Source organism: Anabaena sp. 54 (assembly GCF_017355725.1).
Classification (GTDB): domain Bacteria; phylum Cyanobacteriota; class Cyanobacteriia; order Cyanobacteriales; family Nostocaceae; genus Dolichospermum; species Dolichospermum heterosporum.
Genome location: NZ_JAAVWA010000001.1, coordinates 451,296 through 464,018, shown reverse-complemented (window position 1 = coordinate 464,018; position 12,723 = coordinate 451,296). Strand labels below are relative to the sequence as shown.

12 protein-coding genes and 2 pseudogenes are annotated in these 12,723 nt (G+C 36.2%); 4 read left to right on the top strand and 10 right to left on the bottom strand.

From position 1 onward, the window contains the following. Positions 1–256: 256 nt before the first annotated feature. Positions 257–658, bottom strand: coding sequence for a fasciclin domain-containing protein (locus HEQ36_RS02390; RefSeq protein WP_027401651.1), 402 nt, complete (start codon positions 656–658; stop codon positions 257–259). Positions 659–775: 117 nt separating this feature from the next. Between HEQ36_RS02390 and HEQ36_RS02385 the strand changes: the two genes are divergently transcribed. Beyond that, positions 776–1,714: a putative 2-dehydropantoate 2-reductase gene (locus tag HEQ36_RS02385; protein ID WP_053539615.1), complete on the top strand. Its 939-nt coding sequence runs from the start codon at positions 776–778 to the stop codon at positions 1,712–1,714. A 371-nt stretch (positions 1,715–2,085) separates the two neighbouring features. Here HEQ36_RS02385 and HEQ36_RS02380 read toward each other — a convergent pair. From HEQ36_RS02380 to HEQ36_RS02355, 6 genes and pseudogenes are all read right to left on the bottom strand, one after another. Continuing rightward, a pseudogene (locus HEQ36_RS02380) lies at positions 2,086–3,046 on the bottom strand (IS110 family transposase). Between the two features lie 408 nt (positions 3,047–3,454). Continuing rightward, positions 3,455–4,012, bottom strand: a complete 558-nt coding sequence (locus HEQ36_RS02375) for a CBS domain-containing protein (RefSeq protein WP_035081470.1) — start codon at positions 4,010–4,012, stop codon at positions 3,455–3,457. A gap of 159 nt (positions 4,013–4,171) precedes the next feature. Continuing rightward, positions 4,172–4,627, bottom strand: coding sequence for a CBS domain-containing protein (locus HEQ36_RS02370; protein WP_053539616.1), 456 nt, complete (start codon positions 4,625–4,627; stop codon positions 4,172–4,174). A gap of 2 nt (positions 4,628–4,629) precedes the next feature. Beyond that, entirely contained in the window at positions 4,630–4,983 is a 354-nt protein-coding gene (locus HEQ36_RS25945) for a hypothetical protein (RefSeq protein ID WP_325064618.1), read from the bottom strand. A 21-nt stretch (positions 4,984–5,004) separates the two neighbouring features. After that, entirely contained in the window at positions 5,005–5,355 is a 351-nt protein-coding gene (gene trxA, locus HEQ36_RS02360) for a thioredoxin (protein WP_168636466.1), read from the bottom strand. A 185-nt stretch (positions 5,356–5,540) separates the two neighbouring features. Beyond that, on the bottom strand, positions 5,541–6,146 hold the full coding sequence (locus HEQ36_RS02355) for a nucleoside monophosphate kinase (protein ID WP_168636467.1): 606 nt from the start codon (positions 6,144–6,146) through the stop codon (positions 5,541–5,543). Positions 6,147–6,279: 133 nt separating this feature from the next. Between HEQ36_RS02355 and HEQ36_RS02350 the strand changes: the two genes are divergently transcribed. Both HEQ36_RS02350 and HEQ36_RS02345 read left to right on the top strand, forming a co-directional pair. Next, positions 6,280–6,621, top strand: coding sequence for a recombinase family protein (locus tag HEQ36_RS02350; RefSeq protein WP_015079420.1), 342 nt, complete (start codon positions 6,280–6,282; stop codon positions 6,619–6,621). Between the two features lie 244 nt (positions 6,622–6,865). After that, positions 6,866–8,050 carry a CBS domain-containing protein gene (locus tag HEQ36_RS02345; RefSeq protein WP_168636468.1) on the top strand — a complete coding sequence of 395 codons (1,185 nt, stop codon included), beginning with the start codon at positions 6,866–6,868 and terminating at the stop codon, positions 8,048–8,050. A 144-nt stretch (positions 8,051–8,194) separates the two neighbouring features. Here HEQ36_RS02345 and HEQ36_RS02340 read toward each other — a convergent pair whose 3' ends face one another. Beyond that, positions 8,195–8,413: a hypothetical protein gene (locus HEQ36_RS02340; protein ID WP_052150100.1), complete on the bottom strand. Its 219-nt coding sequence runs from the start codon at positions 8,411–8,413 to the stop codon at positions 8,195–8,197. 261 nt (positions 8,414–8,674) lie between these two features. Next, positions 8,675–10,216: an NAD(P)/FAD-dependent oxidoreductase gene (locus HEQ36_RS02335; protein WP_168636469.1), complete on the bottom strand. Its 1,542-nt coding sequence runs from the start codon at positions 10,214–10,216 to the stop codon at positions 8,675–8,677. A gap of 82 nt (positions 10,217–10,298) precedes the next feature. Here HEQ36_RS02335 and HEQ36_RS02330 point away from each other — a divergent pair, with 82 nt between their 5' ends. Further along, positions 10,299–11,666, top strand: a complete 1,368-nt coding sequence (locus HEQ36_RS02330) for a DNA cytosine methyltransferase (protein WP_053539620.1) — start codon at positions 10,299–10,301, stop codon at positions 11,664–11,666. Here the strand turns inward: HEQ36_RS02330 and HEQ36_RS02325 are convergent. Continuing rightward, positions 11,667–12,578: pseudogene (locus HEQ36_RS02325) on the bottom strand (TdeIII family type II restriction endonuclease). It abuts the gene before it with no gap. Between the last annotated feature and the right edge of the window lie 145 nt (positions 12,579–12,723).

Genomic DNA, 12,723 nt, shown 5'->3' with positions numbered 1-12,723 from the left:
GTGAGTGGCTACACCATTTATGTTACATTTTTTAAAGAATTAGCCCTAACAACTCAATTTCTTAATTTTAATTATACTCAAAACGGCTTGATTGTTTGATTCTAAAGGTAGGGGGTAAAGCATGAGCTAAACCCCTACACATCTGGGTTCTTTGTCATTTGGCAAAAGTTTATATCTCACCCGTGTTTAGTATATAGAGACGTTGCTTCCAGCGTCTCTATCAGAATGTCAAAATCAAAAAATTCAGCTTGTGGGACTAACCCATCAAAATCACAGTATCAATAACGTGAATTACACCATTATCAGCAATAATATCTGCTGCTAAAACTGTGGCGTTTTTCACCTCAAAACCATCTTCACAATTAATTTTGATGGGAGAACCTTCCACAGAATTGACTGTACCTAGTTTCGCTAAATCATCCTTTGTTAACTTTCCAGGAACAACGTGATAGGTTAAAATCCGTGCTAACTGGGGAATATTTTGTAATAAAGTTGTAATTGTGCCTGGTGGTAACTTAGCAAAAGCGTCATCAGTGGGTGCAAACACGGTGAATGGACCCGGACTTTTTAATGTTTCCACTAACCCAGCAGCAGAAACAGCAGCTACCAAAGTTTTAAACGCATCATTACTAACTGCAATATCAACAATATCAGCCATGAATTTTACCTCTCTAGCAAAGCTTCTACAAGATAGTAAATCATGTTTAAGTTTTATTAATGACAATTCTGGTAAAATATAGTCTGATGATTTTCTTCAGTTTTTTTTATACATCAAATGGATAAACGCACTTATGCAATATTAGGAACTGGCGCATTAGGCGGATTTTATGGTGCAAAGCTCCAAAAATCCGGTTTAGAAGTTCACTATTTACTCAAAAGCGATTACCAACAGGTAAGGGAAAATGGTCTCATTATTGAGTCTAAAGACGGTGATTTCACCCTCCCCCAAGTTAATGCTTATAACAATGTAGACAAAATGCCACCGTGTGATGTGGTAATAATATCACTAAAAACAACCCAAAATCAACTTTTACCCCATTTATTACCACCAATAGTTAAAGATGACGGGGTAGTATTGGTATTACAAAATGGACTGGATATAGAAGCAGAAGTTGCAGAAATTGTCAATAATGTCAGCATTATTGGGGGTTTATGTTTTCTCTGTGCTAATAAAGTTGCACCAGGACATATTCATCATTTAGATTATGGACAAATTACTTTAGGTGAGTATAAATCTAATTATCAATTAACCGGCATTACTAAAAAAATACGGGAAGTTACCACAGATTTTGAAAATGCTGGTATATCTATAGAAATGTTAGAAGATCTACTATTAGGACGTTGGAAAAAGTTAGTCTGGAATATTCCCTATAATGGCTTATCTGTAATTCTTGATGGGAGAACAGATGAATTGATGACGGATATTCACACTCGTCAGTTAGTGGAAAGTTTGATGTGGGAAGTAGTCGCAGGGGCAAAAAGTACAGGGAGAATTATTCCTGAAAGTTTTATTCAAACCATGTTAGATTACACCACAAGAATGAAACCCTACCGCACCAGTATGAAAATTGATTTTGATGAAAAGCGTCCTTTAGAAGTAGACGCAATTTTTGGTAATCCATTAAGAAAAGCAGAATTAGCAGGTGTAAATTTGCAGCAAATTCGTTGTTTATATCAACAATTAAAGTTTTTGGATATGAAAAATAGAAGTTAAATCTAAATCCTGACTCATCCTATAAAAAAATGGACAAATCAACTAAGTAGGTTGGCGTTGAAAATTGTCGTTATGGCAAGGCAAAAGGCAAGAGGCAAGAGTGAAGAGGGTTTAGGCGATTTTACATTTCTTTACACAGTTTGGTTTTATTGTGTTCACCTACTTATCTCTATCAATACCTTGTCCAAATTAGAAAAAGCCTTGATTTGTAGCGACTGTCTTGATTGTCAAGCGATCGTTAAGGAAAAATTTAAAGTCTAGGAAAAAAGTCAGAAAATAGAGGAGAAAAACAGAACAGAACAAAACAGGTAAATTATAGATTGCCATAAATTACCAAACTAGATTGGAGGTATAAAAACGACAGTAGAACTTTATGCAGAAATTGGTTGTGAGTCTTGAGAAATAGACCAAGGAAGATGATCTCGAATCATCGCATTTAAAATAACTAACATTTTATGAACGCAAGCAGTAATGGCCAATTTTTTGGGTTTACCACGTTCAACCAAGCGCTCATAAAAAGTTTTGATAACAGGATTATGACGCATGGCAACAACAGCACCCATATAAAGAATGGCACGAACATGGGCGCGACCACCATTAATCATGCGCTTACCTTTGTGCTGACCACTATCATGATTAATTGGTGCAACACCAACTAAGCGAGAGATTTGTTTGGCAGTTAATTGACCTAATTCTGGTAAGTCAGAAACTAAAGTGGTAGAAATTACTTGACCAATGCCAGGAGTAGTTTTGAGTAGATTGACTTTATCAATCCATTGTTGATTATTTTGGGTCAACGTCTCAATTTCTTGATTGAGTTGTTGAAGATGTTGCTCAAGATAATCAATATGGGATTCAATATCTGTCAAAGCTTTACCACGAGCGCGGTCACGGCGATTCTTTTCCGCTGTAGACATTTCTACTAATTGTCTTCGGCGACTAATTAATTCGCCTAATTGACGTGACATTTCACAATCAAAATGCTAACACCTCCGGTTTCATTGCTTCACCGAAATGCGCCAAAATCTGTGCATCAATGGCATCGGTTTTGGCTAACTTACCTGTAGCTTTAGCAAAGTCTCTTCCCTGACGAGGATTGATTAATGCTACTGGTAAAAGAGCCGCTTGCAATTGAATGATTAATTCTGTTTCTAGTCCTCCTGTTGCTTCCAGTACGATTAGGTTTAAATCGTTAGATTGAAGTTGCTTAACTAGATTAGCTATTTCTGTTTCAGTATTAGCAAATTGAAATGCTTTACCCATTGGACGGATATAAACATCAAGTGTTGCTTTACTTACGTCAATGCCTACCCATTGGGAGATATAATCCATTTTTAACTCTCCAATTTCAATTACTTCTTTTTAATTTGTTTTGTTTTTATTCATCCCCTTGATTTCACTCATCCTTGCACGATACGGGCTATATTATCTATGTCTTTGTTCATAGTTTTTACCCCAGGCGACTGTTCGAGTTCTGTCATGGAGATTGTTGTGGTGATCCTTGCTACAAAGCGGTCTTTTCTGACCCAGGTTGGGACGGTCTACCACTTCTTCTAACATACCTCTAAGATACAAGGTTGGGTTGTGGAACGTGAACGTTCGCGGAGCAATTAGCATGAAACCCAACAAAGCAGAAAATGGACAAGGTATTGTCTATAGGTGTTATTTAAAGGGACAAAGGCAAGAAAAAACCTTTACCCCTATGAGAATTTTGGGCAAATCAGGCAAGGCAAATAATATTTATTCGACAACATTCTCCTTCACTAATCTTTGGTCAGATGCTACTGCCAGAAGTTCTTCTACAATATCCCAAGCTGCTGCACATTCACGAGAAGAATCGCCCTTAGTTGTACAAATTGTTCTCGCTTCTTCCCGTGCAACTTCTATTTCGTCTTCAATAAAGATGCGTTTTGGATTTTCAAACAAATCACTTTTTCTGAGGATATCGGTAATTGAGACGATTCCTAATAGCTTACCTTTAATTACAGGAGCGCGACGGATGCCTGTATTGGCAAATAAGCGGGCTACATACTCCACACCAAGTTCAGGATTGACAACAATACAAGGCTTGGTCATAATTTCATAAACTCGCACTTGTTTGGAGTCTTTACCGTAAGCAGCAACTTTATAAACAATATCAGTTTCACTGACCATACCATAGGGGTCATTTTCTGTGCGAGGTTCAACAATTAAAGATCGCAAACCTTTATATTTCATTAAATCTACAGCTTCTGCTACGGTTGCTGAACCACGAATTGTTACAACTTCTGTGGTCATTATGTCTTCAGCTTTCATCATCGGTTTATAAGTTCCTATCAATAGTTGGATTGAAATTTGTGGGTAACTTGTGAATTGTCATGAATTTGCAAAAATCCCGTTTCAGCTTTCTCCAGATTGCTCATTATTCTTATGTAAATGAGTATGCTTACCTGGGCAAAAAACCATGAGTTATTGGATTTAATCTTCGTAAACTCTGGCTTCTAAAGCATCGGGAAATTCCTGACAATACATCTCAAAATAGCTTTTTGGATTTTCCACAAAGTCACTTTTTCTGAGAATATCAGTAATTGAGATGATTCCTAATAGCTTACCTTTAATTACAGGAGCGCGACGGATGCCTGTATTGGCAAATAAGCGGGCTATATACTCCACACCAAGCTCAGGATTGACGACAATACAAGGCTTGGTCATAATTTCATAAACTCGCACTTGTTTGGAGTCTTGACCATAAGCACCAACTTTATAAACAATATCAGTTTCAGTGATCATGCCGTAGGGGTCATTTTCTGTGCGAGGTTCGACAATTAAAGATCGCAAATGGCGTTCTTTCATCAGTGCTACGGCTTCGGCTACGGTTGCTGAACCACGGATTGTGACAACTTCTGTGGTCATTATGTCTTCAGCTTTGATCATGGTTAAAATCCTGAAAGTAATGAGTATGAATTTGTGGGACTTTGATTGGGTAAATGTCTAAATATGGAGCAGATGGAAATAGATTCACTCATTTCTAATATTTGCTGCTTAGACACTTCTGGAGAAAGATTAGATGTCGTTAATGGTTGAAAATTACTTGGTATTCCAGGTGCGTAAGCTTCAATGACACTTCCATCCAGAGAGCGTATTACCATCAGGTAGTCACAAACTGGACACTCTGTGCGGATAATTTGATTAATCAAAGAATACTTGTGAGCTAGTTTTTCATCAGTTAAAAACTGACGTTTTGCTTCACTACCGCAATTAGGACATGGAAATATATACGCTCTCTGCATGGAGAAACCCCCTCAAGAATGTTAAAGTATTTTGTTTAAAGCTGTGGTGAATTTTTCATAGGGAACTACCCCAACAACTATTTCTGATAATTCACCGTTATTGAAAAACATAACTGCGGGAATACTGCGAATACCGTACTTTTTCGCAATGCTTTGGTTTTCGCCGTCACCAACGTCTAATTTGACCACTTTTACCTGATCTTTGTATTCTTCGGCTAGTTTATCCATTAAAGGAGCAACCATCCTACAAGGTCCGCACCAAGTTGCGGTACAGTCCATGACAAACAACTCCTTTGCCTCTAAGAGCGATTCAAATTCTGATTTTTGGATATATTTAACAAGACTTTCATTCAGACTTTCAGAAGTAGCCATAGGTTTCTCCAGCAAAAATTTAAATTGGTGATTATGTAGTTGTAAGATGGAAAATTGTCAAATAATTGAGGTTATTTGTTGAGGTAACACAAGGCTCAGAAGTTCTATAACTCTGATGCCATAGAAATTGTAATCTTTTGATTTTTCTTTTCTTTCGCATAAAATAGGAAATATTTTTCCAGCAGTTAAATTTTTTTATTTGCTGTTAAATAAGATTTGGCAACGGAATCTTGTAAAAACTGAGTTACTATTTCAACTGAGCGATCGCCATTAATCATGGTTAAACAATTTTGTTGGCGATAATACTGAATTAAGGACGCAGAATGCTCATGATAGATTTCTATTCGCTTGTAAATGTTATCATGAGTATCATCTAGGCGACTTTGTTGCAGTAACCTTGGCAACAAAACATCAATGGGGACATAAAAGCTAAAAACTTGGTCGTAAAGCTGTTTTGATGAAGTATTGTGGTTTTTAGCCTGGATTTCTAATAGTAGTTGATCAAGAAGTTTCGCCTGGGATAAGTTACCAGGAAATCCATCCAGAATCCAACCCTGTTGAGCAGAGGCATGATTTAAGCGTTGGCGGATGATATTCAGCAGGAAATCATCTGGAACTACATCACCTCTTTCTATATAGGGCTTGACTTTTAAGCCGAAAGAAGTCTCCTTGGCGATCGCCTGACGGCATATATCATCAATGGAAATATGCGGAATTTGCCATTGGCTTGACAGTGCTGCCCCCTGGGTACTCTTGCCAGCACCCGGTACTCCTAAGAAAATCAATCGCATTCAAACACCCCCTATTTCCAACCTAAGATGAGATGAAATCAACAACCAATACAATCCCCAAATATAAGATTCCTCTAGGAATAGCCAATATTTGAGATATCATATCTACAGAGGTGATTGAATTCTCAAAACTATGGCAACTGAAAAATCAAAAGACTCTTACCTGTGGGAAAAGCTAGACCAAGCCAGAAAAGCGAAAGCTGCCAGTGGCGGCTATGCCGGCTATGGTTCACCTGCTTTTGGTCAACAGTCAGTTAATGGTGAACTAGTAGAAAATCCATCTGAACAACAGATCATTGAATTAATTCGCCGTCACCACAAGTCAGGAAAATCACTTCCACAAATTGCCGCGTGGCTTAACCAGCAAGGATATACAACCAAGCGAGGCAGTCAGTGGCAACCTGTATCAGTTAAAAGGGTTTTAGACAGGCTGTATGGTAAAATACAAAGAATTTCCGGCATGGACGAAGACTGATGCCCACATTGGCTCTGATTTAGAACCACAACGTAAAAATGTTTTCTTTTGCCCTATTTGAATAGACAACTTTAAATTTTATCCTCTGTTTACCTTTTAATCGTTAAACCCTTTATATGTAAACTGTTTCCTCGATTTATCCTTTACATCCCTCGTATCATAACTGAAATTTGTAGAAATAATATGTATATGACAAAAAACTTTACAAAACTTCATAAATTAACTTCATCAGCTATTGTCAACCATGCAAATTGATGACCCACTCATTGGCGTTCCCTGCTTAGAAGAGGCGATAGATAGGCATCCACTGGTTGTTGCGCCCCATACTTCCCTAATTAATGTTGTGAATTTAATGAATCAGACGCGAGGTAATAGTTGTTTATTACCTGATTTTGATTCAGCAATTGGCTTTAGTTCCATGGGAGGTACGCGTTCAAGTTGTATTTTAGTCATGGAAGAAACAGAAATACTGGGTATTTTCACGGAGCGAGATATTGTCAAACTTACAGCGGCGGGTAGAAATTTTGCTGATGTGAAAATAGCTGATGTCATGGTGCATCCAGTCATAACCTTGGCGGAAACTGCATTTCGAGATATCTTTGCCGCACTGTTTTTGTTTCGACGATATCGCATTCGCCACTTGGTGATAGTCAATGCAGAGGAACAACTCGTGGGGATTGTCTCCCCAGAAAGTATTAGGCAAGTTTTGCGCCCCACCAACTTGCTGAAAATGCGGCGGGTGTCAGAAGTAATGACCACTCAGGTAATTCATGCACCACCTACAGCTTCTGTACTCAGCTTGGCGCAGATGATGGCGGAGAATCAAGTTAGTTGCGTGGTGATAGTCAAAACAGATTCCTGGAACGATGTCTTATCAGCCTTTAAACCAGTAGGAATTGTGACAGAAAGAGACATCGTACAATTTCAAGCATTGGGATTAAATTTGGCTCAAATTCAAGCAAAAACAGTGATGAGTACACCATTATTTTTGCTTAGTCCAGAAGATTCTCTCTGGTCTGCCCATCAAGAAATGCAGCAGCGACGAGTGCAGCGATTAGTTGTATCCTGGGATTGGGGAGCAAAGTTAGCGATCGTCACTCAAACCAGCTTGTTGCGAATATTTGATCCACTGGAGATGTATGGAGTCATAGAAACATTACAAATAACTGTAGCTCAATTAGAAACAGAGAAAGCTAAATCTTTCCATAACCAAAGTAACTCCACCGAACTACCACTACAGCCAGACTTAAAGCAGATACAGAAACAACATATAGTTGCTGACGAAAACTTAGATAACTTGATTGCTACTGTGCAAAGCCGGATAGAACATTTGATCAAAAACCCTGATTTATCCACAGAATTACAGCAAATGTATTTAGGTTTAGCGACAACGGAGATGGAAAAAATCCGCCATTGTCTTCATAGCTGAAAAAATATATAGGACTATTGGGCGTTGCTGATTAAGAGTATGATTTTGTTTCACGCAGAGGCGCAGAGAGTAAGAGTTTGAAATCATTGATTTTTCAATTTCATACCCTAATTCAGCAACGCCGACTATTGTTTAGTAAGCATTCTAAAAATAAGATGCGTTTGCCCTGGGTTCTGGAACTAGCTCTTCATTAGATTCCATATCAGTTACTGCATCTTTTACTAAATCTGTAATACCTTTGAGTGTAGCATTCTGATCTTTATGAAGATAAGACAGACTGGGAAATTCAGCACACAATCCCACGAATTCTTGATCTTCTTCCGACCAAGTAACTTTATATGTGTAGTGGGTATAGTTAACCATCTTCCATTTCCTCAATTTTTTTATAGGATAGGTAAGATGCTTATGATTAGCATTAAATAAATAATAGTATCAATATTAATACTATGTCAATGGGAGCGTTAAACTAATTTGACGTATAAAATCACAAAACCTCTATTCATAACCATTTACCAGATACAGCAGATTCCGCTCTAATGAGGTACAAACTTGAATTATGAAACTCTTGTAGTGCGGGCATCTTGCCCGCTGGATATCTACCTCATAACACCCGAAAGTGCTGTATTATTCAGAATAATCACTACCAGAACCAAACTTCCATTTATCTATTAACCGATGCCAATAATATCGGTTTTCTGGTGATAGATTATTAACTAATATTTCTAATCTTGGACTTAGAGAGAACAAACTAGTATACACAATTAAATTCACATAATGTAACATCCAATCCAACAAACTCAATAAACCAACTTGGGGAATGATTTTCGCAACTAATAAAGGATGAGATAAACCAGTTTTTAACAAAGTTTTTGTTAACGCCCCAAACTGAACAATATCTTGTAAAAAAGGTTTTAAAATAGGTGTTCCTAACTGCTGCATTTGGGCAAATACAGCGGAGAGTAATTGGTTAATTTGATTGGGGTCAATTTTTTGATTTACACCTACACTCATCGCTTTTTGGAATAACCAAGTTACACTTAAACTCGGTTGATAGGGTTGCAATATTGCCAAAGATTGGGCAGATAATTGATCAGTTTTTAATGCTTCTGCAATTCCTAAAGTCAACCTTTGTAAATGACGTACCATAGCCCCAAAACCACCAAAACTTAAAGGTGATTGATTTCCGCTACTATCTCCCACTGGTAAAATCCGATTCCAAGGGGTTTGCAGAGGACTTTGACGATAACTAGGAAAGAAACCAAACAACGCCCTTTGAAAATTTAGGCGATTAATTTCCACACCTTGATATTCTGGTAACAAGCGTAAATATTCGTCAAATAAAGTTTCTAAACTCAACCGTTGTGGATCTGCATCCATATAGGTAAATAAATATGTAGTTCTTCCGTCTTTTGCGGGAAATGCTTCCCAAAAATATTGACATTGATTTTCCAAAGCTGTGAAAGATAACAACAAGTCTCCTGAGTTATTTTCTGGATATCCTTTAGCACAAGTTCCCACAACTAAACAAAGTGCATCTGGTTTTTTTCCTTGACGCGCTTGTTGGCTAATGGGGGAAAGATTTCCCATAGCATCTAGTAACAATTTTGCAGTAAATTGATTATTGACTATGACTCCATTTGGGTGAACTACAATATCGCTAAATGGTGTATTTTCAAATAACTTTCCTCCAAGCTTAAGAAAGCGGGTTTTTAAGGTTTCGAGGAGATAAATAGGATTGACACCAATGTTAAGAACATCTTCTACCCAAACTTCTGTACCTCCTTGAAAGCTAACTCTTGCGGGGTTATATTCAGTGACGATAGCTTGTGCTAATTCGTCTGCTGTCAACAATTCCAATTCCCGAAATACTTCTAACTCTTTGCGAGAAATATTCCATTCCTGTTCTCTTCCGCGCAAAATTCCCCTTTCTAGTAAGGCTACGCCCACACCACGTACAGCTAAAGCGCAACCAATCAAAATTCCTAAAGTTCCACCGCAAATAATCACATCAAATTCTACAGATTCTAAATTTTTGGGATTTTCTGTAACTACGTTGGGTATGGGTGCGTTACCTGTTCGCAACGATGTTAATATGCTGTCAGTACGATGCAAGCCGCCTAAAACATCGCCTGGGAGTTGGGAAAGAATTTCTTCGGTTAGGGACATAAAATTTAATTCCATCTGTGTATTTGATGATATACTAAATTTATAACTATGTAATAGTTAGTTGATACAATAGCTAACAAATATGAAATCTATATTTTCACCAATATCAAAACAAGTAGAATTACCTCTAAAATTAGTAACTCATCAAAAACAATTCACTTTTATTGATCTTTTTGCTGGTATTGGTGGATTTAGAATTGCTTTAGATAAATTAGGTGGTCAATGTTTAGGCTATTCTGAAATAGACAAACAAGCAATTAAAGTTTATCAGCAAAATTTTATTAGTTACTTTAATAAACATGAAATTGAATTAGGAGATATCACAAAAATTAGTCAACTTCCACATAGTGTTGACATCATTGTTGGTGGTGTTCCCTGTCAACCTTGGTCTGTTGCCGGTTGTTTAAGAGGATTTGAAGACAAGCGAGGAAAATTATGGTTTGATGTAATTCGACTAGTGAATAAAAATCAACCGAAAGGATTCATTTTTGAAAATGTTAGTGGATTAGCAAGTCCTAAAAATCGGGATAATTTGGAACTGATTCTTAACGAATTGGCAAATACAGGATATTGCATGAAATGGAAAGTTCTTCATGCTTACGATTTTGGTTTACCTCAAAATAGAGATAGAGTTTTTATTGTTGGGATTAGAAGGGATATAGAAAGATGTCAGGAGTATAAATTTCCTAAACCTTTGAATATTCACCCAAAAGTTTTAGATATTTTGGATGAATTAAAAAATATTAATTTTGTTGAAAAAGTTAAACTAGATGCAAATACTTTATTTAAAGGTGTAATTCCACCATCAAGAACAAGATTTCAAAAAGATGATGAGTTAAATGATTTTTTCATTTTTTCTGATTTAAGAAATGGACATACAACAATTCATTCTTGGGATATTATCAATACTAGTGACAGAGAAAAAATAATTTGCTTAACACTTCTTAAATATAGAAGAAGCAAGAAATATGGCAATAAAGATGGTAATCCTTTATGTTTTGATGATTTCCGAGAAATCATCACTGATATAGAGATCAGTGAATTAAATATTTTAGTTAAAAAAGGAATATTCCGGTTAACATCTGATCATAAATATGAATTTGTAAATTCTAAAAATATGACAGGTATTAATAATATTTATAGAATTATTTTACCTACTGCTGAAATTTTCCCAACTTTAACTGCTACTGGTTCTAAAGACTATATTGCAACTGTGTCTATTCATGCTAATCATCCACAGGAATATAAAAATCTTTTCTTAGAAAAAATTTATCAACCGCAGAAATATATACCCATTACTGCAAAACACGCTTGTAAGTTACAAGGATTTCCTCTGAATTTTGAATACCATAAAAAAGATGAGGTTGCTAAAAAACAGTTTGGTAATGCTGTTCCTGTACCTGTTGTTGAATATGTAGCTAAAGAATTACTAAAGATTCTTGATATCTAACTAATTTGGATAAAAAATATCACGAAATTCTTCTGCAAAGTTTTCTTGTCCTAATTCAACAAAAAGTGATTGTAACTCCTCAAATGTATTTTCCTTTCCAGAACAAAAATCCCAAAATTCATTTTCAACCCATATATCTTGGGTAGTATCTAGAGGTGAACTAGATAGCATACTCTTTTGCTTTTCATACCAAGATTTTTTAAAAGGATTAAAAGAATGCAGAATTTAGAATTTAGAATTACGTTTTGCAACGGGGATTTTACCCCGACGCAAAACCCGCTGCTTTTAGAAGCAGGGGACTTTAACCCCCAAAGGTAAATTAAAAGGAATAGTGATACGTGCTTCTAAGTTAGCATGAGGATTTTTAGCAAATCTGTAAGCATACCATTCTAGAATTTGTTTGTTAAATCCTTTGAAACCACTTTGATTTGGTTGTGTAGTTTTAATATCAAAAACATATTCAATACAATTTTTGGAAAAATGAATATCTACACCTGTTCCAGAAGGAGGAGATTTGTATTTGATGATTTCTTCGGGATTAATTTTCAAAGCAGCTTGTTTAAGTCGCTGTATACATTCTTGCGTATCAACAATATTTCCATTATATTTATTTTCACGTTCGGAAATTAGCTTATTTAGTTCAATATCTAATTCTTTAGGAAATGGTTGAGGACGTAATATTTTTTCAGTAACGATTTCAAATCCATTTAATTCTGCTAAAGTTTTAGCTATAGGTTCCCAGCAAGTTGTTCCTAAACTTGTTTCTAGTCCACCAATCAGAGAACGTATTCGCCTTTCTTTGGGAAAAATATCATCTAATACTTGGTAATTTTCTATTTTCTTACCTTTGAAAAAATTCCTAATTGATTTTTTGAGATTTTCTTTAATTATCTGTTTAATATGCTTATCCATAATTCAATTAGTATGATATGTTTGTGTAATTATTCGCGCATAAACTGGATTAGATAAATATATAGTTTTAGCTAATTTTGTCATGTAAGAAAACATTACATTAGTTATGCGATTTCTGTGGACTGCTGAACGCTATCGCTTTGAT